Source organism: Bacteroidia bacterium, assembly GCA_019695265.1.
Classification (GTDB): domain Bacteria; phylum Bacteroidota; class Bacteroidia; order JAIBAJ01; family JAIBAJ01; genus JAIBAJ01.
The window spans coordinates 1-21,958 of record JAIBAJ010000041.1; the positions used below are offsets into that span (position 1 = coordinate 1).

Genomic DNA, 21,958 nt, shown 5'->3' on the forward strand with positions numbered 1-21,958 from the left:
CGTTGAATAAATTTCATGCATAAATATACTGAAAATCAATGTATTGTGAATTTATTATCGGGTAAGTTATTAACAATCAGTAAGTTACAAAAAGGAGGGCTTTTTAGACAAACTGTCGTTGCCCGAGCTGCAACCTCAACCTTACATTTTAGGTCAACTAGTCAGGGTATCTAGGGTTTGCTGAAAAAGTCAGAAATGCAGTAGATGCAAGGCGCCAAGGCGATGCTGTATACTTCATACTGCGAACCGCGGGCAACGAAGCAGATGCCGTATTTCTGACTAAGAATCCAAAGTAATCTTCAAAAAATTTGGATGTAAGGAAATCAAGAAAATCTAATTCAAAACCATGCACCAATATGATTTAAATTGCGGTTTAAATGATTTATAATGAATCTATTGAGTGTTTTTTAGCTGACCCTGTCTAACAACGGACAGAATAAAAAAGCTGCCAACAGTAGTCAAGTGCAATAAGCAATTGTGTTGCATTAATTGGAATTTGGAAGATTCAAAAACTGCAGATCTTTAAATAAAATTTTGGCAGTATATTTGATTACTGCTCCTGCCAGCAACCCCTTATGTACAAGTTTAAATATGCCTGCTCTTCAAATTGGTTGACCCAAAAAAGTGATAAACAACATAAAGCCGAGACATAGGTCCACCAATAAAATGGAGTGTATTCTGAAAATCATGATCGTAATAACAACTTAAAATTCAAATAATAATGAAGAAGTTTTTTTTAGTTTCCGTCTTTAACTTAGCAACAATTTTAACCTATGGACAAAACATAGCTGATATTTCAGAATATAGTGATGGGCGTTTGATTGTTTGGAACTCCCAATATAGTGAAATATCTCATAAATATACTTTCGATGGGGACGTACTCTCCGGTTTCTCGCCTGAAATTATTGTAGTAACATCAAAAGATAATCTAGTTACCGTATACGACCAACGGTTTAATGAACTATCTCGTAAGTATTTATATGATGGTGATAGGGTAAAAAATGTATGTGGAAGCAATATTGTTGTTAAAAGTAAAAATGGCCTGGTGACAATTTACGATATTAAATTTAGTGAAAAATCACACCGCTACGAATAATCAACCATCCCACTTAGATTACATCGGTATGGGAAAGTAGATGGGGCAAGGTGAAATTCTCTGATTGTTACCTTAATTTGCCAAGGACACTTCAGAAGTAAAAGATGCTCAGTTGGCCGAAATGCTAGTTATAACTGGTAATAAAGTTTAAATTCATCATACAGCAATTTTAAAAGAAATTCTGCTCAATTTAATTTCTTGGGTAGAGTTTACTTTTAGCTAATAATCTTTTGGGGCATAATCCAATACGGCATTACCGGAAAATCCGGTGAACCAGACCGGAGCAGTGAATAAAATAGTTTAAGGTGTAAATCTTAGTCTCTGGTTGCAGAGAAACTGAAAGTGGGGGGAGAGGCAATCAAGTAGCCCAATGCCTATACATTTAGCTTTTCCTTTCTTTAAATGTACTGTTTTGTTGAACTTCCAAAGTGTTTTATTGGGTTGTAGCAGGTAACTAAGGTTATGGCATTGGCCTTTGAAACCTTACACCATTATCTGAATGTTACACTTTTCAAAAAGATACAAGTAAACCAATAATTTTAAACATAAACATATGCTAGTAGCCCTTAAAAAGAGCTAAGCAAAGTTCAACTTTCAAGACCAAGTCAACAAATTATAAGTGCAAAAAGTATTTATTAATGTTAATCACTTAGTTAAGTTGAATATTGCTCATATTTGCATAATAGAGGTGGGATAAGTAGGTGAATGTGGGTGGTATACAACCATTAGCGGTCAGGCAATAAAGATCAGCAATATTTAAAGCAATAAAAATGAAGAGAGACAAAAAATCATCAGAACATTACACATGGGGACAAAATTGTGACGGTTGGCACTTATTAAAAACAGACTCACTTAGCGTTATTCAAGAGAGAATGCCACCAAACACATCCGAAGCTTTACATTATCATCAAAAAGCTCAACAATTCTTTTATATTTTATCTGGACAAGCAACCTTTGAACTGGAAGACGAAATTTTTGAAGTAAAGGCCAATGAAGGTTTTTATGTTGAAGCTAACAAAAAGCATACAATCAGAAACGACAGCAATGACGATTTACATTTCTTGGTAATATCAGAACCTAAAGCACATGGAGACAGAACAAATATTTAATTGTAACCAATCCGATTTTTTACAAATTCTAACGGACATCAAAGACTTTTGGGGTAGTGACAGGACTCTTTTGTACCATCATCCGATGTTTGTAAATGAATTTGGGGATTCAGCCTTTGTCATAAAAAACAAAAATGATGATATGGTAATTGCATATCTTTTTGGATTTGTTTCTCAAACTGAGCGAACCGGTTATGTGCATCTCATTGGGGTAAGACAAAAACATCAGAAAAAAGGACTTGGCAGAAAGTTATACGAACATTTTATAGAATATTTAAAGAACCATGGTATTCAAAATCTAAAGGCAATCACAACACCTGCAAATGAAAAATCAATTAACTTCCATTTGGGAATCGGAATGGAAATGACTGGTGTTGAAAATGATAATGGAATAAAAGTAGTCAAAGACTATTCTGGCGTAGGGCAAGATAGGGTAGTCTTTAAAATGAAGATATGAATTAACAAAAGCTCGAACCGCTAACGGATCAGGCACGAACGGCACGGCCAACATAGGGTGACAAAGACAAAATAAACTATACCAAAGTAATTGACAAAATGATTTTGATTACTCAACTGATTTACATTATTGACGGACAAGAAAAAGTTTTTGACGAGTTTGAAAGCATTGCTATTCCGACAATTTTAAAATATAACGGACAATTGCTATTACGAGTAAGACCGACAAAAGATAATTTTATTGAAAGTAATATTGATTGACTCCTTTAAAATTAGTTTTCCTTTAAATAAGGAATGGGTAAACTGGGAAAATATTGATAAAATAGAATTCCATACTGTAAATCAGGCTTATGGGTCAATTGGAATTAAAGTAAAGGAAATGGATCTTAATAGAAACAAGCTTTATGTTCCATGAGTGTTTGATGACTTTGATGATGATGGTTGTCTTGACTTCTCTTTATATAGACTGGATTTAGAAAGTTTAAAAATTAACCATGAAAGGCTTTATCTAACGATTTTAGACTTGAGTAAAAAAAGCGAAAAGAAAAGACAAATTCATATAAACAACTACACAGAATAAATTATTACCAGAACCATTAACCCCAACCCGAATTCCACCCTAGGTTTTTGGTTTTATTGGACTACCTATTTCTATTTCATTTTTCCATAATTTAAGGTTGTGATTTTCCTGCTTTCCGCGCGGCATAACCCCCAACCCCCTCCCCAACCCCAAACCCCATCCACCTTTTTTCCGTTTTATTCCACCTCCAAAATAAAATCTACTCTTTTACCAAGCCTAAACCCGTGTATCTTTACTTTTAATTTAGCACATGAAAAGGTATGATTATTGGCTTAAGCTCCTGATAGGAGTTTGGGTGCTGCTGGTTCAGGCTTGTAGCGATGGAAATAAACTGGCCTCGCCCGAGTTAAGTACCAACGCGGTTTCAAACATCACCGCGAAATCGGTGGTTTGTGGCGGGAAAATAAGCGCCAGTCCGGGTAGTACCGTTACCGAAAAAGGGCTTTGTTGGTCTACCCAGCCCAACCCTACCAAATCGAATTCGTTTTTGAATTTGGGTAGCGGAATGAGTAATTTTACTTCGGTGGTAAATGGCTTGCAACCCAATACAACCTATTACATTCGGGCTTATGCCGCCAATTCGTCAGGGATTAGTTACGGAAATCAGGAAAGCTTTAAAACCCTGAACGGTGTGGTGGCCTCGTCGGGTGGGGGAGTTGTGGATTTGGACGGGAATAGCTACCCCAGTATAGTGCTGGGCAATGGACAGGAATGGATGAGTGAAAATTTACGAAGTGCTAAGTTTAGCAATGGTGATGCCATTCCGCCGGTGGAAGATAGTCTTATGTGGTTATCCTTATCTACCGTTGCCTGGAGTTTTCCCAATCGCTCGGTAAGCTTTGAAAATCCTTACGGCAAGCTATACAATTGGTATGTGGTGGCTGATTCCAGAAATGTTTGTCCGGAAGGGTGGCATGTGCCCGGCGATTCGGAGTGGAATGAGTTGATACATTACCTGGATTCCTTGTCATCGTCAACCGCCTTGGGGGTTCAAAGTGGCACAGCCGGGGGTAGGTTGAAAAAAGTTGGAACGGAAGAATGGCTTTACCCGAATACCGGGGCATCGGATGAAATAGGTTTTTTAGCCTTGCCGGCCGGTATGAGACAAAGTGATGCCCGGTATGCAGGCTTTGGGGAAACCGGTAGCTTTTGGACTTCTACCCAAGCCGATGCCTTAAATGCCTACATGCGCCGAATTTATTTCGATAACTCCTCCCTTGTTCGCAACTACCTGGATAAACGCAGCGCAGCCTCTATACGCTGCCTAAAAGACTAAACAGGGTTGGGCTCGTCTTTCTGAAAACCTTGGGTGTTGTTTGGTAACTGCCGATGCAAAAGCTGTTTAGGTAAAATATTGCCAAGCATACTAAAATTAGTACAGTTGGGCAATTGGTATCACTTGTGGCTTTTGAATATCAATGGAGTTGGGGCAGTAGCTTGGGAATTAGCAGACTACCCCATAAACCGGTGGACTCTAACTTAGCTTGGTTACACCGGCGACGGTTGGGTTTGCACCCCGGGCAACGATTGAGGTAAGTAGCCCACAGGCCCACGCGGCGCTAGCCAAGGGGGCCGAGGACTACAACCGAAAGCGTGACCCGAAGCCCGTGCAGGTGGGTGGAGTTTTGCAGATAAGTTGTTGGGCGAAGGGGGCCCGCCTAATTCTTAAACAACTAAGTCAATTTCCAACCAAAAGCGTCGACTTTGTTGCGGTAAAATGGGTTGAAGGGATTGATTGCTTATGGCTTTGCTTAGGCTATCATAATATGCTTGTGAAGGTTCAAGTGCCAGATTATAGCCTCCTTCGTAGCCTCCTTCGTTAATCCACATGCCGAGGTAAGGAATTTGATCGGAATCCCAATGAAAATGCAGGTTTAGCGGGTTTAAATGTAAGCTGGCAAAACCTTGAGGAACCCGACCTTGATGGTAATATTTACGGGTAGTTTGTGAAGAAAAGGGTCGGAAGATGTTTAAAAGTTCCCCGTTTTCGGCCATGGGAAACGGATGAATACTACCGGATGCTCCTAAGCCTGGATCCTGTTGGGCCAGTTCAACCGAGTGGGTAAAGGGCCATTCCCAGGTGTCGCCCGACTGTGCAGCAAACAAAGGGTGAAAGGTCCAGAAGCCGGGAATAGCAAAGGATTCAAAGTTTTGAATGTGGTAATCGAATCTTATTTTTAAGTTGTTTAAACTGATTGTTCGTTCAAAACGGTACTTCCAAACCCTGCCCATTACGGAGCCAAATAAGCTATTATCCTGAACCTGCATGGACCAAGGCTGGCACCATAACTCGCCGTGGTCGGGAATAGGCCACTGTTGACCATTCCAAAGAAAAGTTTCTTTATCAATTGCCGGGAAACATTCGTCAATGCCACTTTTGTCGTACTCTGAAAAGGCGGCACCGTAGTTGGGTATGCTTAAGGCTTGTTGGCTTTGCCAGAGTAATTCTTTTTGAAGCGGTTTGTAAACCAAGGAGGCTATTTTGCCCCCCAACTCGGGATAGCAACTAAGCTTTAGCAGGTGGTTTTCAAGCTCCAAACATTTCATAGCGCAAGGTAATACGGTTTACAAAACACCGGGCGAGGAACTTGGTTTTGTGCCTTGCCCGGTCGTTACCGAATGCTTAAAAAGACAATATTCCGTTGGCGCGGAGCAAAGTCTCCTGAACTGAAACTATTGCCAGAAAAGGGCTTAGGCTCCTGCTTTGGCGATGAATTTAACCACCGGATTTTTCTTGGCCGGAAGGGATTTCAAATACACATACAAGGCTTTTAAATCCTGCTCGGTCATGTTTCCGTACATGGTCCAAGGCATGATGGATTGCATTTCGCCGGGTTTAACGGCCGGTGCGTGGTAATTGGAATCTACATAGGATTTAAAGCGGGCCACAAACGCTTGTTGGCTCCAACTGCCAATACCTGTTTCTTCGTCGGGGGTGATGTTTGGGGTGCGTAAAACACTGCCATCGGGCATTTTAAATTCCCTGCCTCCGGAGTAAGCCAGTTCGCGGATAATTTGTCCTTTTTCGGCTTGGGTATGGCACTCAATGCAATTGGCTGAGTTAGCTAGGTATTCGCCATAAGCCAACACATTGGAGGTGTCGGGTTTTTTAGTAAACTGGGCTTTTTGCGGAATGGTTTTTAGGATAATGCTAAACGGAAAGGCCGGTTTTGATTCCGGAACTTGTTTTTCGATGGAAGGCAAGGAACGTAAATAGGCAATAACGGCGATTATGTCAAGGGAATCCAGTTTGCCATAACTGGGGTATGGCATCACCGGAAAAAAGGCATGACCATCTCTGGAAACACCACAGGTTATGGCTCTGAAAATTTCTCCATCGGTCCAGTCTTTGAGTCCAAACGGTGTAATGTTGCGGGAGTAAAATTCGCCCGGGAAGCCCAGCTCTTTGTTAAATGTTTCGCCTCCGTTTCCTAAGGTTCCGGGTGTGATCGGGCCGGAATATTTGGTCCAATCTCTGGTGGAGTGGCAATCCATACAAACCATAACACAATTGGCCAGGTATTCGCCTCGCTTAACCAATTCGGGAGTGGATTCGATTTTGATGTCGGGCGCTGCACCCACATTTGGCATGGTGAGTTGGATGTAAGAAACCAAGGTTACAATGCCCAATAAAATGAGGACAAAAATTCCTAAAACAATTTTTAATACTTTTTTCATAGGATAATTAAAGGCCTCTAATGTACCTGCTTTTTGGTATTTTGCAAGTGGCCATGATTGATTTTTTTACTGTTTTTTGTTCAAACCGGTTTCCGGGGAAGGAGTTTTCCTTGTCGGGTGGTAATAAAACCGGGTTGTTTTAATACCTGTCGTTCAGGTATTTGGGGGTGGTATCCCTTTCATTGTTGTTTTTCAGGCGGTATCCAACTTCAATTGTGAATTTTGAGTTCGTAAATCGCACTTCCTGTCTACATTTGTGCCAAAGCCATTGCCGGTGGGAGAAATAAAACGACAAGGAATCAGCAACACCCTTTACATGTATTTGGGTTTAGGGGTAGGCTTTTTAAATACCTTATTTGTTCAACCCGAACTACTTACTACCACCGAAATTGGATTAACCAAGGTGTTGTTTTCCTTTTCCATGTTGTTTTCCACCTTGTTACCCATGGGTGCAAATAACATCATACTAAGGTATTACGCTCGTTTCAAAAATGCTGAAAAAGGTGATCATGGCTTTCTGGGATTGGTAACCGGAATCACACTCCTGGGCTTTTTAGTTTATGGCTCCCTGCTTTTTTTATTCAGTCACTTTGCCATTGACTATTACCAGGATAAAAGTCCGGAATTTGGTCATTATTTTTATTGGGTTTTTCCATTTGGATTGGCTTTGGCATTAATAACCATTTTCAATACCTACTGCTACGGCAACTTCCGTTCCTCCTTTCCTACTTTTTTAAACGATGTTGCGGTTCGGGTTATGTTGATTTTGCTTATTCTATTATATCATCAAAAATGGATTTCGTGGGAGACTTATTTGGGATTGTTTGTAGCTTGCTTTATGCTGCAATTGGGGATGCTGCTGGCTTACATGGCCAGTTTCTCCAAGCTGAATTTTAAATATGATTGGTCTTTTTTAGGACGACAAGGCAACCGGGAAATGTTGGTTTATGGCTTGCTGTTTTTATTGTCATCCGTTGCCTCCATGGGATTAAAAACCCTCGATGTAATTGTATTAGCAAGCTTTTTCCCATTATCGGCCGTTGGGGTTTACGGCTTGGTGAGCATTTTCCCCTTGGTGATTGAAACCCCCTTGAATTCCCTCGAAAAAATTGCCGGACCTAAAATGACGGAAGCGTTGGCTCAATCCAATTCGGTTGAACTTTCAAAAATTTACAAAGATTCAGCTCATCATCTACTGGTGTTTGGGGCTTGGTTGTTTTTAATGATTGTTCTTAATATCAAGGATTTTCTGCATTTGTTACCTGCCGATTTTCATTCAGCTTATGGTTTGGTTTACATTCTTTCGGCCGGAAATTTGATTAACATGGCCACCGGGGTCAACAATCCGTTGGTGTATTATTCCGATCATTATAAGCTAGGTCTCAGCATTTTGCTTTCCACCTTGGTGCTGGCAATTATCAACTACTTTGTATTTATTCCGCTTTGGGGCTTACCCGGAGCTGCTTTTGCCACTGTGCTTTCCAATTTGATGATGAACTTGGCCAAAACAATGGTCATTTGGGTAAAATTCAAGCTCAATCCTTTCGATGGTAATACCTTGGGAATTTTTATTTTAACCGCATTATGTATTCTTCCGCTTTGGTGGAATCTCGATTTTCACCCGGTAGTAAACATGATTTTTCGCAGTTTGGTAATTACGTTGGTGTTTGGTTTAGGCTTGGTAGTTGGAAAGTTAAGTCCTAACAATCCGGTAATCGGTTATATTCGGGAGAGGATTTTTTAAATAAGTATGCGGGCCGCTTTTGCCTACTCAGGTAGGTGCAACTTCTGTCAATTATTAACAGGCAAAAGCGCCGGGCTATTCGTTGCAAGTCCTCGCCGCCCGGGCTAAAGCCACGGTCGTCTGTGGGCTTTCCACTGCTATCCCTGCCCGATGTGCTTCGACCATAATTTGGTTGGTTAACCTAAATTGGTATTTCAACCCGAGGTCTAATTGTTTTTAATTCAATTTTACGGTACCATTTAGGGATGGAGTTAACCCATAACTGGCAAAGACGGAGTTTACTAAGCTTGAATAATCAGGTTTTCCCCATCTTCAATCACATCCCAAACCTGGAGGTTGTTCTTAGCCGGACCATGGGTAACTTTTCCGGTCATATCGAATTTGCTTCCATGCGCCGGACATTTTAATCCATTGTTTCCGTCTTCTTTTAATCCAATTCCCAGGTGTGTGCATTTTAAGCTAACTGCCTTGTAACTTCCATCCGGATATTTTACAACCAACACCTTGGATGGTAATTGTTTATTATCGACCACCAGGGTGTTTGCGCTGCTTAATCCTGCCTTGGGAACACTAATTTTTTGTGGAGAAGCGGAGGCGGTAGAAGTGCTTTTGCAGGATTCTAATTCCCCGGCCAACAACAACATTCCGGCTCCGGTTAAACAAATTCCACAGGCATCTTTTATAAACTTACGTCTCGAATTAGGGATTGCACTCATAAACAATTCAGTTTGATGTAAAGGTATAATTAATTTGTGGTTATAAAACTATTCGGCAATGAGGAGGTGGTAATTTTTCTTGCCTTTTTGTACCAGCATAAATTTAGATTGAAGCAGGTGATCTGAAGTAAACGAACCGGACAAATCAGTCCATTTTTCCTTATTAATCAGAACGGCATTGCTTTGGATCATTTTTTTTGCATCGCTGCGAGAAGGAAAAACCTGAGCTTTGTCGACCAGTAGTTCCAGTACCGGAATACCGGTATCCAACTCTGATTTAGAAATGGTGGAGCTTGGAACCCCTTCGAAAATGGTCAGAATTTGTTCAGTGTTCAGGGCATTTAAGGAAAGGGTTGAGGATTTACCAAACAACAATTCGGTGGCTTCCATGGCAAAATCTAAATCTTCCTGAGAATGTACCAGAATGGTTAGGTCTTTGGCAAGTTCCTTTTGGAGGAGGCGTTCATGAGGTGCTGATTGGTGGCGGGTTTCGATTGCTTCAATTTCTTCTTTGGTTCTGTAGGTAAAGAATCGCATAAAGCGACCTGCATCTTCATCGGAGCAGTTAATCCAGAACTGATAAAATTGGTAGGGAGAAGTTTTAGTTCGATCCAGCCACACATTTCCTTTTTCGGTTTTTCCGAATTTACTTCCATCCGCTTTGGTTACAAGAGGGCTAACTAAGGCAAAGGCCTCACCACCGGCTTTTCGGCGGATAAGTTCTGTACCTGTAACAATGTTTCCCCATTGGTCGCTGCCGCCCATTTGCAGTTTAACTCCTTTGTTTTGGTTAAGCCAGTAGAAATCATAGCCTTGCAGAAGTTGGTACGAAAATTCGGTGAAGGAAATGCCGGTTTCTAGACGCTTTTGAACGCTGTCTTTGGCCATCATATAAGAAACGGTGATGTGTTTGCCTACATCCCGCAGAAATTCCAGGGCCGACATAGGGGCGAACCAATCGTAATTGTTAACTACCTGAGCACCTTTTTCAAAATCGATAAAGCGGCCCAATTGTTTTTTAACCGATTCCACATTGTGTCGGAGTTGGGCTTCATCGAGCAGGTTACGTTCCTGTGATTTTCCGCTGGGGTCGCCTACCATTCCGGTAGCACCGCCAACCAAAGCAATAGGGTTATGTCCGCAAAGTTGGAAATGGCGAAGCAAGGTAATTTGAACCAAGCTGCCAATGTGCAAGGAGTCGGAAGTAGGATCAAAGCCGATATAACCCGTGGTAACTTCCTTCATCAATTGTTCTTCGGTTCCGGGCATTAAGTCGTGGAGTAGACCTCTCCAACGTAGTTCTTCAACAAAGTTCTTTTTCATATTTCGAGGGCTTCAAAAGTAGTGTGATTACACATCCAATGGATTAGTTTTCAACACAACCAAAAATACTTTGAAAAAATAATTTTTTTAAACCATTTCCTGTCTAATTTTGCAGCGCCAAAAAACAGAATTAAATTTTGTTAAAAATCATGCTGGAAGCCGCAATAAAAAAGGGAATTAGAATTTTTATAGGAGTTTTATTTTTAGTAACTCTATTCGACTTTTCGGCGTTTTCAAACACCGAGGAGCATCACCAAGCCGGCGCTGAAGCAGGCGAACATTCAGCGAAGGAGGAGAAATTTGATGCCGGAAAGATGATTCTGGATCACATTAAAGATTCGTACGATTGGCATATTGCTGACATCGGAGGTAAGCCGGTTTCCATTTCATTGCCGGTAATATTGTTGACTAAGGATCATGGTTTGTTAGTATTCAGTTCTTCTGAATTTCACCACGGACATTCTGCTTATACGCCTGAGCAGAAAACGAATTTTCAGGCTGCTAGTGTTCACATGGCGGTTGGCGAAAAGGTGGATTCCAATATTATTGATGTAAGCATGACTTCGCACTATGTATTAAAAGATGGTCATGTAGTAGGCTTTCGCTCACCTGAATCCGGTTTTGATTACCACAACATTCATGACTTAAGCAGTGGAATTGTTAAAGAAGCTTCTGTGTCAGAGTATTTCAACGGAAAACAAGGTTCTTTTATAGACTTATCCATTACCAAAAATGTTTTTTCAGTATTGTTGGCAGTGAGCTTGTTACTAATCGTATTTATATCGGTTGCCAATGCTTACAAAGCTAATCCCGGCAAAGCGCCAAAAGGCATTCAAAGTTTTGTTGAGCCTTTAATTTTGTTTATACGCGACGAGGTAGCTAAACCAAGTATCGGACATGGTTATGAGAAGTTTTTACCATATTTATTGTCCTTGTTTTTCTTTATTTGGTTTAACAACATGATGGGATTAATTCCAATTTTCCCATTTGGTGCTAATGTAACTGGGAATATAGCTGTTACTTTAATTTTGGCAACATTTACATTTGTTACAACCCAAATCAATGCCAAATCAACTTACTGGAAACATATTTTCATGCCGGATGTTCCATGGTGGTTATACATTATTATGATTCCAATTGAGATTTTTGGAGTTTTCATTAAGCCGGTTGTATTGACTTTGCGTTTGTTTGCCAACATAACGGCGGGTCACATTATTGCATTGGCCTTCTTCTCATTAATTTTCATTTTTGGAGCCATGTTGCCTGTTGCAGGTTACGGGGTATCCATTCTTTCTATAGCATTTACCGTTTTCATGAATTTTATGGAACTCCTGGTTGCCTTTTTACAAGCTTATGTATTTACGCTGTTATCAGCCATTTACATTGGTATGGCCATCGAAGAACACCATTAAGAACCAATTTAGAGAACAATTAATCAATCGTAAACCAATAAATCAATATACAATGTCAATGTTATCAATCCTTTTAGCAGAAGCTATCGCAGTTATGGGTGCCGGTATTGGTGCTGGTATCGCCGCTCTTGGAGCCGGTGTAGGTATCGGTCGTATCGGTGGTAGTGCTTTGGAATCTATCGCTCGTCAACCAGAAGCGGGTGGAGATATCCGTGCCAACATGATTGTTGCTGCTGCTCTTGTGGAAGGTGCTGCATTCTTCGCCATCGTGGTGTGTCTGCTTATCCTTTTCATCTAAGAATGAAATTAAACAGGGCTTGTAGGGGTTGCCTATAAGCTCTGTTTTAACCAATTGACTGTTGAACAACTTACACACTTAAAAAAATGGATTTAGTTACTCCCGGTATAGGCTTATTGTTTTGGATGTTAGTATCCTTTTCAATTGTATTAGTTTTATTAAAGAAATTTGCTTGGACTCCCATCCTTTCTATGATTAAGGAGCGGGAAGATACCATTGACAACGCATTAAAATCGGCTGAAAGAGCGAAAGAGGAAATGGCTTTGTTGACAGCCAGCAATGAGAAATTGTTGCAAGAAGCCAGAAATGAGCGCGACATCATGTTGAAAGAAGCAGCAGCTACCAAAGATGCCATTATCAACGAAGCACGTGCAAAAGCTACGGAAGATGCAACCCGCATTATGGCAAAAGCACGCGAGGAAATCAACAACGATAAAATGGCTGCTATTGTGGAATTGAAAAACCAAGTAGCGACTCTTTCCATTGAAATTGCTGAGAAAATCATTAAGAAGCAATTGGAAAACCAAGATGCTCAGAAGGATTTAGTAGCCCGCGAATTGGAAAACGTAAAATTGAGCTAAAATGCAGGATCCCCGAATTGCCAGTCGTTATGCCAAATCCTTGCTGGATTTAGCATCTGAGCAGGGTGCTTTGGCCCAAGCCTACCAAGACATGTTGGTAGTTGAAACCTGCACCAAAGAAAGCAGGGAGTTGGTGAATTTGCTTAACAGCCCAATCATCAAATCCGATAAAAAAGAAGCGATTATTAACGAAGTATTTGGAAGTTCCATTTCGAAATTGAGCTTGGAATTTTTACAAATCATTACCCGCAAAGGCCGTGAGAATTACATTCCGGTTGTTGCAGCTTCCTTTGTAGATCAATACCGCAAGTTAACCGGAGTTACCACTGCCTTTGTTAAAAGTGCTATTGCTTTGGATGAAACAGCCAGAACCAAGGTTAGAAGTATTTTAAATCAAAGCGGATTTGCCAATGTTGAATTGGTTGAGGAAGTGGATGCAGAACTAATTGGCGGCTTTGTTTTACGCATAGGTGATAAACAAGTAGACACTTCGGTTAAGAACGAAATTTCTAAACTTAAACAAGGTTTCAAAGAGAACCTGTATGTTGAAGAAATATAAATGTGAAGAAGCTTCACAAAAACAAAACAGATTAAAAGAAAAAACAGCTAACATCTAAACCATGGCAGAAATAAAACCAGCAGAAATCTCCAACATATTGCGTCAGCAATTGGCAGGTTACCGCAGCGAAACTGAACTACAAGAAGTAGGTACCGTATTACAAGTAGGTGATGGTATCGCCCGTATTTATGGTCTTTCCAATGTTCAATCAGGAGAGTTGATCGAATTTTCCAACGGATTGCGCGGCATAGTATTGAACTTAGAAGAAGACAACATCGGTGCCGTATTGTTGGGAAGCAGCAACGATATTAAAGAAGGTGATACTGCCAAACGTACCGGCAAAATTGCCTCCATCAATGTTGGTGAAGGAATGTTGGGACGTGTTGTAGATACTTTGGGTTTGCCAATTGATGGTAAAGGACCTATTTCCGGAACTTTGTACGAAATGCCTTTGGAACGTAAAGCTCCGGGGGTTATTTACCGTCAGCCGGTAAATGAGCCATTACAAACGGGTATCAAAGCGATTGATGCAATGATTCCGATTGGACGTGGACAAAGGGAGTTGATTATTGGTGACCGTCAAACAGGTAAAACTGCCGTTGCCATTGACACCATCATCAACCAAAAAGAATTTTACGAAGCAGGTAAACCTGTTTTCTGTATTTATGTAGCGGTTGGACAAAAAGGTTCAACTGTTGCGAACATAGTTAAAACTTTGGAAGAAAACGGAGCTATGGCCTATACGGTGGTAGTTGCTGCTACAGCTTCTGATCCGGCTCCGCTTCAATTCTACGCTCCTTTTGCAGGAGTTGCTATCGGAGAGTTTTTCCGTGACACCGGACGTCCGGCTTTGATTGTTTATGATGATTTGTCTAAACAAGCTGTTGCTTACCGTGAGGTTTCCTTGTTGTTGCGTCGTCCTCCAGGACGTGAGGCTTATCCTGGTGACGTTTTCTACCTACACAGCCGTTTGTTGGAAAGAGCTGCAAAAATTAATGCTACAGATAGCATTGCTCAAAACATGAACGACTTGCCGGAAAGCATTCGTCCTTTGGTTAAAGGTGGTGGTTCATTAACAGCCTTGCCAATTATTGAGACTCAAGCAGGTGACGTATCAGCCTACATTCCAACCAACGTAATTTCTATTACCGATGGTCAGATTTTCTTGGAATCTAACTTGTTTAACTCCGGTGTTCGTCCGGCGATTAACGTGGGTATTTCGGTAAGTCGTGTGGGTGGTAACGCGCAAATTAAATCTATGAAGAAAGTTGCGGGTACCTTAAAACTTGACCAAGCTCAATACCGCGAGTTGGAAGCATTTGCTAAATTCGGTTCGGATTTAGATGCTGCTACCAAATCAGTATTGGATAAAGGTGCGCGTAACGTGGAGATTTTGAAACAAGGACAGTTTTCACCTCTAACCGTAGAGAAACAAATTGCGATTATTTATTGTGGTACCAAAGGTTTGTTGCGTAACGTTCCGGTGAATAAAGTTCGTGAATTTGAAAACGAGTACCTGGCCATTATGGAAGCTAATCACAAAGATGTATTGAATGCTTTAAAGGCAGGCAAATTTGAGGATAGCTTAACTGATGTTCTAGAGAAAGTAGCTAAAGATTTAGCAGCTAAATATTAATTGGATTTGAACTAGGAATTCATGCCAAATTTAAAAGAAGTAAGAAACCGAATCACGAGCGTATCAAGCACTCAGCAGATTACATCGGCCATGAAAATGGTTAGTGCTGCCAAATTGCGCCGTGCCCAGGATGCAGTCACCAGGCTTCGTCCTTATTCAGCAAAATTGAGGGAAATTTTGCAAAACCTGAGTGCATCTTTGGATGCTTCGGAGGGTGGACAATTTTCCATCAAACGGGAGCCCAATAAAATTTTGTTGGTTGCCATTACTTCTAACCGCGGTTTATGCGGTGGATTTAATGCCAACATTATTAAATTGGCAAATCGCTTAATGCAAGAAGAATATGCAGAGCAGCATAAGAAGGGCCAAGTAAAATTGATTACTATCGGAAAAAAGGGTAGCGATTATTTCAAGAAGAATCCCGGAATGGTGGTTTCTTCGCACAACGAAGTATTTGATAACCTGGTTTTCGAGACCGTAGCTCCCGTTGCCCAATCCATTATGGATGCTTTTGCAAATGGTTCTTACGATAAAGTAGTAATTCTTTACAACCAGTTTAAAAATGCTGCGGTACAAGTGCCTACAAATGAAGGTTTCCTTCCGGTAGAACCACCTAGTACGGATGCTAAAGTATCCCAAACGGATTACATTTTTGAGCCTGAAAAGAATGCTATTATTCAGGATTTGATTCCTAAATCGTTAAAGATTCAATTGTACAAAGCCTTGCTTGATAGTTTGGCTGCTGAGCATGGCGCACGAATGACTGCTATGCACAAGGCTACCGACAATGCTAAGGAATTGTTGAAAGACCTTAAATTGAGTTATAACAAAGCACGTCAGGCAGCAATTACCAATGAAATTTTGGAAATTGTTAGCGGTGCCAATGCATTAAAAGGATAAAAGGATAATTCACCTATGAAAGCCAATTTGAGTCAAATCAGATTGGCTTTTTTTTTGGTTTCATACCAGGTTTGTGAAAGCCGTCGGTAGCAGGGGTTTGCACCCTCGGGCAACGATAGAGCCAAGTAGCTCCAAGGCAACGCAGCGTTTAGCGGAGTTGACTTGGACTACAGGCGATAGCGTGACCCGAACGCCCATTTCAGGATAGGTTGGTATAGGCAGGAACTATTTTGGGCGGAAGGGGGCCCGCCTAATTCTTATTATGAAGGAATTAGCTTGCTTAAATAGTTAGAAACCTGCTTTTGGTCCGCTAAGTAAAAACTTGTATTTAAAACTTTGCTTTTCGAACATAGGACCTTTTTCCGGGCGAGAATTGAAACTTCCGGTATTGGGAGCCATGTTGATTGGAGAACCATTTCCGATTGTTCCGGCCATAGGATTGTTAGCCATCGGGTTATTATTCATATCTGCCACGCTTTGGTTTCGGCTACCACTCATGGGATTTGGAGTATTCATCATGTCCTCCATGTCTTTGTCTTTGTAATCTTTCTTTTCAAGTCCGAATACGGTAATTTCCATTTGTAGTTCTTTGATCCAATCTTGAGTTAGGTTGCCAGAGAGGAGCAATTCTTTCAATGGGATTGCCAATTCATATTGCATGGTATTCAGGCTATCCCAGCCGATGGCAACCTGCACGCCGGAGGAATCTTTTAAAGGCAGCAAACCGGATGCAGAAGAAAATCCTTCGAGCCGTTTGAGGGTATTATTGAGGTAAAATTCGGTTTGAAAGAGTTTCATATTTGGTTTTCCGTTCAACAAGGTAGGAGCCTCGCCTTGGTGCATAGGACCACCGCTTCCGATGGGATAAACAATGTTTTTCTGAAGTTTTTCCTTTTTGTTTTTCAGGTTAAAACTCACTTTTAAGCCTCCACGACTAATTTTTATTTGGTTGGCCTCGTCGGGGACCACCAGGCAGATGTAGAGATTGGAGCTGTCATTTAGCAAGGCAAACATGATGCGGGTTTTATAATCATAGGCACCCAGTGGTTTTTCCCATTCATTGATAATTCCGTCAACCACAACGTTTTGGTTGGTCCATCGGGAGTGAGAGACCAGGCTTTGAGCGGAAAGGTAGGCTTGTCCAAGGAAAAGCCAAGAAATCAGCAATGGAAAAATCCTAACAGCATTCATATTTTTTATCTTAAGTTATCCAAGGCTTTTTTCAATTCTTCTTCTTTGTTTTGAGCGGGGTTGCCCAAGATGGATTTTACCCCCACTTCGTTAAAGAAAAAGGAATAGATATCGGCATCTTCATCGATGGTTTTTACCAAGGATCTTCCGGCACCATGACCCGCATTGGAATCAATACGAATTAGAACAGGGGCATTTCCGGTTTGGTTTTTTTGCAGGGTAGCTGCGAATTTGAATGAATGTGCCGGAACTACTCTATCGTCGTGGTCGGCAGTGACGATAAGTGTTGCGGGGTAAGCTGTTTTCCTGATATTGTGCAAGGGAGAATAGGCGATGAGGGTTTTATATTGGTCAAGGTTTTCGCTGCTTCCATATTCCACAGCCCAGCCCCAACCGATAGTAAATTTATGGTAACGCAGCATATCAAGTACTCCAACGGATGGGAAGCAAACTTTGAACAGATCGGGTTTTTGGGTCATGCATGCACCTACCAACAAACCGCCGTTGCTTCGGCCAATAATGCCTAATTTTTCAGAGGAAGTATATTGATTTGAAATCAGGTATTCTGCTGCGGAGATAAAATCATCGAATACATTTTGTTTGTTTTGCAACATACCTGCTTCATGCCATTTTTCGCCATATTCACTGCCACCTCGCAGGTTAGCCATGGCGAAAATTCCACCATTTTCGAGCAAAACAATTCGGCTTGGGTTAAAGGTAGGAGTTAAAGGAATATTAAAACCGCCATAACCGTACAAAAGGGTTGGGTTATTACCATCCAGTTTTATCCCTTTTTTATACACCAGGAACATGGGAACTTTGGTTCCATCTTTGGAGGAATAAAAAACTTGTTTTGTTTCGAAATCTTCGGGGTTAAAGCTCAATTTAGGCCTTTCAAACAAACTTACCTTGTTTGCTGAGATTTCATATTTATAAATAGTTGCAGGTGAAGTAAAATTAGAGATGGAGAAGTAGACATCATTGTCATCTTGCTCCCCTGTAAATGCCGAGACCGTTCCGATTTCAGGTAATTCTAAATCGGTGGAATGTTCGGCTTTTTTGTCCCAAACCACCACTTTGGAAGTAGCATCTTTCAAATAAGTACAAAAGAAACGATCTCCACAACTGCTGACTTGTTGTAACAGGTTTTCTGTTTCGGGAATAACTACTTTCCATTCCGGTTCGTCGGGATGGTTAAAGTCAAATTTAATGAGTTTAAAATTTGGGGCATTAAAATTTGTATGAACATATAAATCGGTACCCACATTATCGATTACATTAAATTCAAATTCAAAACCTTTGCAAATAACTTGTAATTCGCGTCCATGACCGGGGGTTTTATCTTGTGGTTCAACGAGGTATTTGGCAAGAATTTCTGATCCGCTTGTGCCTTCTGAAACATTGACGATTAAGAAGGTTTCGTCGTCGGTTACCTGGGCGCTGAAGAATCGTTTTGGGTGAGCAGGATCCTGGTAAATCAATTTGTCTTTTGCCTGGGGGGTACCAAGTTTGTGATAATATACTTTTTGACCTTTATTTTCGGCAGAAAGCTCGTTTCCTTTAGTGGGTTCATCGTATCGGCTGTAAAAGAAACCATCTTTAAACCATGCAGCACCGGAAAATTTGACCCATTGAATGGAATCTGGAAGGAATTTTTTCGTTGCCACATCCATGACATAAATGGTTTGCCAATCGCTACCACTTTTACTAACAGTGATGGCGACTTTGGTTCTATCTTTATTAAATCCGGCAAAGGAGGCAGAGGAAGTGCCATCTTTACTCAAGGTGTTTGGATCCAAAAATACCTGTCCTTCAGCATGAATATCTGTTGTGTAGTAATAAACGGATTGATTTTGTAAGCCGTTGTTTCGGGTATAGAAATAGTGTTTTCCGGCACGATAGGGTGGACTTACCCGGGGGAAATTGTATAATTCCTTAATTCGGTTTTTAATGGTTGTGGTGTTTGGTAGTCGCGAAAGGTATGACTGAGTCAAACTGTTTTCCCTTTTCACCCAATCCATAGTTTCTTCCGAATGGTCATCTTCCAGCCAGCGGTAGGGGTCCGGTATTTTTTGACCAAAATATTCGTCAACCTGATCTACTTCTTTCGTTTCAGGGTATTTTAATTGTGCAAATGCTGTGGCGGTTAGTCCAATAAAGAGGAATAAAATGGGATATCTCATGCGATTAAAAAAAATGCCCTATACTGGTGAAGGCATAGGGCAAAAATGTCAAATTTTTTGAAAGAAAAAATTAGTCTCTGCGGTTACCAAATAAGCGCAACAAGGCTAAGAATAAATTAATGAAATCAAGGTAAAGTTCCAAGGCGCCTAATATAGCTACCTTACGCATGGTCATGCCGTCTGAATTACCCGACATACCGATGTATTTCAACTTCTGTACATCGTATGCGGTTAAACCGGTGAAAACCAAAACAGAAATTACAGAAATAATATAGGACAAAGTATCACTGTTTAAGAACCAGTTAACAACAACGGCAATGATAATACCAAACAGAGCCATTCGCATTAAGCTACCGAAGGAGGTTAAATCGGTTTGGGTGGTGTAACCAAGGACAGCCATGGTAGCAAACATAGCGGAGGCTATTAAAAACACGGTAGCAATACTACCCAAGGTGTAATGTAAAAAGATAAAACTCAATGAAATGCCGGTTAATACAGCATAGGCAATGAAAATACCCATAATAACCGGAAGGGAGAAACGCTGCCAGCCGAAAGACAGAGTCAGTACCAATAAAAGCGGAGAAAACATTACAGCATAGCCAAAGATGGTCATTCCTCGTTCTCCAACTAGAAAAGACATTAAATACGGGTTGCTGGCAAAAACCCAGGCAAACAGAGCCGAGGTGGCCAATGCGCCGGACATCCACATAAAAACATTTGCCAGAAAGGATTTGGCCAAAGTTCCTTGAGAAGGAACATTATACAATTGGAAGAATTTGTCGTCCATTTTACATTTTAAATTATGTGCAAATATAGTTTCATTCCAAAGAAGCCACAACAGGTTTTAACAGGCTTTTAATAAACTTTTGTTAATGAATGGTGAATCAAGATCAAGAAATCCGGTTTAAACCTAATCAAACCCTGCTACATTTGCCCTATGAAATTTGCAACGAAAGCCATACATGCAGGTGTTGAACCTGACCCTAGCACCGGTGCCATTATGACCCCGATTTATCAGACTTCTACTTACGTTCAGGAAGCTCCGGGAAAGCATAAAGGATACGAATATGCCCGAACTCAAAACCCTACTCGCGACGCCCTTCAAACCGCTTTGGCCAGTTTGGAAAATGCTCAATTTGGCTTGTGCTTTGGAAGTGGATTGGCTGCAACTGATGCTGTAGTTAAACTGTTTAATCCGGGAGATGAAATTATTAGTACCAACGATTTATACGGAGGGACCTACCGGATTTTTACCAAGGTTTTTGAAAAATATGGACTACGATTTAAATTTGTTCCTCTTCATGAAAAAGGTGAATTGGAAAAGGCCATTAGTCCTCAAACCAAACTGATTTGGGTTGAAACACCTACTAATCCAACTTTAAAGGTGATTGATTTGCAGCATGTAAATTCAGTTGCCAAAGCCAATAATATTCTACTTGCGGTAGACAATACCTTTGCATCGCCTTACCTTCAAAACCCTATCGACTTTGGTGCCGACATCGTAATGCATTCGGTAACAAAGTACCTGGGCGGACATAGCGATACCGTGATGGGTTTTCTTGGGACCAATAATCCGACTTTGGCGGAACAATTGAAATTTCTTCAAAACAGTTGTGGGGCGGTTCCCGGCCCACAAGATTGTTTTTTGGTACTCCGTGGTATCAAAACCCTACATGTTCGGATGCAACGCCATTGTGAAAATGCCGGTAAGATTGCAGAATTTTTACATCAACATCCTAAGGTTGGTTTGGTTAATTATCCCGGACTACCAACTCACCCCAGCTTTTCAGTAGCAAAAGCCCAAATGAGAGGTTTTGGTGGAATGATTTCTTTTGTGCTGAAGGGTGATAAATTCGATGATGCCTTGAAAGTTTTATCCGGAACTAATTTATTTTCTCTGGCCGAATCCCTTGGGGGAGTTGAATCTTTAATTGGGCATCCGGCGTCTATGACCCATGCCAGCATACCTAAAGAAGAAAGAGAAAAGTCGGGGGTGTTCGACTCTTTAATTCGACTAAGTGTTGGAATTGAAGACGTGGACGACCTAATTGCCGACCTGGATCAGGCCTTGCAAAAAGTTAACTAAAAAATACCGATTTTTACATTTACGAATTCAATAACTATGACCGAAGATCAAAACCAATCCAACCAACTAAACATCGAACTTTCCGAAGAAGTAGCTGAAGGGATTTATTCCAATTTGGCTATTATAACCCACTCTCATGCTGAGTTTATCCTTGATTTTATAAAAATGATGCCCGGAGTTCCGAAGGCCAAAGTGAAATCAAGAATCTTGTTAACTCCACAACATGCCAAGCGTTTGCTGAATGCATTGAAAGACAATGTGGCCAAATACGAATCGGTTCATGGTACGATTAAAGCTACCGAAGGCAATAATCCACCTTTCCCAATGAATTTCGGTGGTCCAACAGCCCAAGCATAGCTTGATAGAATTCCATCCTGGCCCAGCCTAACAAAGGTTTATGCCTGTTAATG

21 protein-coding genes are annotated in these 21,958 nt (G+C 41.0%); 14 read left to right on the plus strand and 7 right to left on the minus strand.

Annotated elements, in window-relative coordinates:
- The first annotated feature begins 721 nt into the window (after positions 1–721).
- The 5 genes from K1X82_07700 to K1X82_07720 all read left to right on the plus strand — a co-directional run bounded on the left by K1X82_07700 (position 722) and on the right by K1X82_07720 (position 4,517).
- Positions 722–1,096 carry a hypothetical protein gene (locus tag K1X82_07700; protein ID MBX7181980.1) on the plus strand — a complete coding sequence of 125 codons (375 nt, stop codon included), beginning with the start codon at positions 722–724 and terminating at the stop codon, positions 1,094–1,096.
- Between the two features lie 770 nt (positions 1,097–1,866).
- Positions 1,867–2,205, plus strand: a complete 339-nt coding sequence (locus tag K1X82_07705; protein ID MBX7181981.1) for a cupin domain-containing protein — start codon at positions 1,867–1,869, stop codon at positions 2,203–2,205.
- Entirely contained in the window at positions 2,183–2,662 is a 480-nt protein-coding gene (locus K1X82_07710; GenBank protein MBX7181982.1) for a GNAT family N-acetyltransferase, read from the plus strand. The genes K1X82_07705 and K1X82_07710 overlap by 23 nt, the downstream gene beginning before the upstream one ends.
- Before the next feature lie 98 nt (positions 2,663–2,760).
- Entirely contained in the window at positions 2,761–2,922 is a 162-nt protein-coding gene (locus K1X82_07715; GenBank protein ID MBX7181983.1) for a hypothetical protein, read from the plus strand.
- 569 nt (positions 2,923–3,491) lie between these two features.
- Complete coding sequence (locus K1X82_07720) at positions 3,492–4,517, plus strand: fibrobacter succinogenes major paralogous domain-containing protein (protein ID MBX7181984.1); 1,026 nt, start codon at positions 3,492–3,494, stop codon at positions 4,515–4,517.
- Between the two features lie 389 nt (positions 4,518–4,906).
- Here the strand turns inward: K1X82_07720 and K1X82_07725 are convergent, their stop codons facing one another.
- Both K1X82_07725 and K1X82_07730 read right to left on the minus strand, forming a co-directional pair.
- A complete protein-coding gene (locus tag K1X82_07725; GenBank protein MBX7181985.1) occupies positions 4,907–5,788 on the minus strand; it encodes a hypothetical protein in 882 nt (293 codons plus the stop codon).
- A gap of 144 nt (positions 5,789–5,932) precedes the next feature.
- The gene (locus K1X82_07730) at positions 5,933–6,919 is read right to left on the minus strand and encodes a c-type cytochrome (GenBank protein ID MBX7181986.1); all 987 of its coding nucleotides are present in this window, start codon (positions 6,917–6,919) and stop codon (positions 5,933–5,935) included.
- A 256-nt stretch (positions 6,920–7,175) separates the two neighbouring features.
- Between K1X82_07730 and K1X82_07735 the strand changes: the two genes are divergently transcribed.
- Positions 7,176–8,663 carry an oligosaccharide flippase family protein gene (locus K1X82_07735; GenBank protein MBX7181987.1) on the plus strand — a complete coding sequence of 496 codons (1,488 nt, stop codon included), beginning with the start codon at positions 7,176–7,178 and terminating at the stop codon, positions 8,661–8,663.
- A gap of 281 nt (positions 8,664–8,944) precedes the next feature.
- Here the strand turns inward: K1X82_07735 and K1X82_07740 are convergent, their stop codons facing one another.
- Positions 8,945–9,379 carry a Rieske (2Fe-2S) protein gene (locus K1X82_07740; GenBank protein MBX7181988.1) on the minus strand — a complete coding sequence of 145 codons (435 nt, stop codon included), beginning with the start codon at positions 9,377–9,379 and terminating at the stop codon, positions 8,945–8,947.
- A gap of 48 nt (positions 9,380–9,427) precedes the next feature.
- Positions 9,428–10,702 carry a tyrosine--tRNA ligase gene (gene tyrS, locus K1X82_07745; GenBank protein MBX7181989.1) on the minus strand — a complete coding sequence of 425 codons (1,275 nt, stop codon included), beginning with the start codon at positions 10,700–10,702 and terminating at the stop codon, positions 9,428–9,430.
- A gap of 314 nt (positions 10,703–11,016) precedes the next feature.
- On the opposite strand from tyrS, the gene atpB reads away from it, so the two are divergent.
- From atpB to atpG, 6 genes are all read left to right on the plus strand, one after another.
- A complete protein-coding gene (gene atpB, locus K1X82_07750; GenBank protein ID MBX7181990.1) occupies positions 11,017–12,114 on the plus strand; it encodes a F0F1 ATP synthase subunit A in 1,098 nt (365 codons plus the stop codon).
- Between the two features lie 52 nt (positions 12,115–12,166).
- Complete coding sequence (gene atpE, locus K1X82_07755) at positions 12,167–12,412, plus strand: ATP synthase F0 subunit C (GenBank protein ID MBX7181991.1); 246 nt, start codon at positions 12,167–12,169, stop codon at positions 12,410–12,412.
- An 86-nt stretch (positions 12,413–12,498) separates the two neighbouring features.
- Positions 12,499–12,993: a F0F1 ATP synthase subunit B gene (atpF, locus tag K1X82_07760; protein ID MBX7181992.1), complete on the plus strand. Its 495-nt coding sequence runs from the start codon at positions 12,499–12,501 to the stop codon at positions 12,991–12,993.
- Position 12,994: 1 nt separating this feature from the next.
- Positions 12,995–13,552, plus strand: coding sequence for an ATP synthase F1 subunit delta (gene atpH, locus K1X82_07765; GenBank protein MBX7181993.1), 558 nt, complete (start codon positions 12,995–12,997; stop codon positions 13,550–13,552).
- A gap of 61 nt (positions 13,553–13,613) precedes the next feature.
- Positions 13,614–15,188 (plus strand): F0F1 ATP synthase subunit alpha, encoded by a 1,575-nt coding sequence (gene atpA, locus K1X82_07770; protein ID MBX7181994.1) that lies wholly within the window; start codon positions 13,614–13,616, stop codon positions 15,186–15,188.
- 21 nt (positions 15,189–15,209) lie between these two features.
- Positions 15,210–16,088, plus strand: coding sequence for an ATP synthase F1 subunit gamma (atpG, locus tag K1X82_07775; protein MBX7181995.1), 879 nt, complete (start codon positions 15,210–15,212; stop codon positions 16,086–16,088).
- A 288-nt stretch (positions 16,089–16,376) separates the two neighbouring features.
- Here the strand turns inward: atpG and K1X82_07780 are convergent, their stop codons facing one another.
- From K1X82_07780 to K1X82_07790, 3 genes are all read right to left on the minus strand, one after another.
- Positions 16,377–17,279 carry a hypothetical protein gene (locus K1X82_07780; protein MBX7181996.1) on the minus strand — a complete coding sequence of 301 codons (903 nt, stop codon included), beginning with the start codon at positions 17,277–17,279 and terminating at the stop codon, positions 16,377–16,379.
- Positions 17,280–17,284: 5 nt separating this feature from the next.
- On the minus strand, positions 17,285–19,462 hold the full coding sequence (locus tag K1X82_07785) for a prolyl oligopeptidase family serine peptidase (GenBank protein ID MBX7181997.1): 2,178 nt from the start codon (positions 19,460–19,462) through the stop codon (positions 17,285–17,287).
- Positions 19,463–19,532: 70 nt separating this feature from the next.
- Complete coding sequence (locus K1X82_07790; protein MBX7181998.1) at positions 19,533–20,249, minus strand: Bax inhibitor-1/YccA family protein; 717 nt, start codon at positions 20,247–20,249, stop codon at positions 19,533–19,535.
- Between the two features lie 150 nt (positions 20,250–20,399).
- Here K1X82_07790 and K1X82_07795 point away from each other — a divergent pair, with 150 nt between their 5' ends.
- Positions 20,400–21,548 (plus strand): cystathionine gamma-synthase, encoded by a 1,149-nt coding sequence (locus K1X82_07795; GenBank protein ID MBX7181999.1) that lies wholly within the window; start codon positions 20,400–20,402, stop codon positions 21,546–21,548.
- 36 nt (positions 21,549–21,584) lie between these two features.
- On the plus strand, positions 21,585–21,905 hold the full coding sequence (locus K1X82_07800) for a DUF3467 domain-containing protein (GenBank protein MBX7182000.1): 321 nt from the start codon (positions 21,585–21,587) through the stop codon (positions 21,903–21,905).
- Positions 21,906–21,958: the final 53 nt, after the last annotated feature.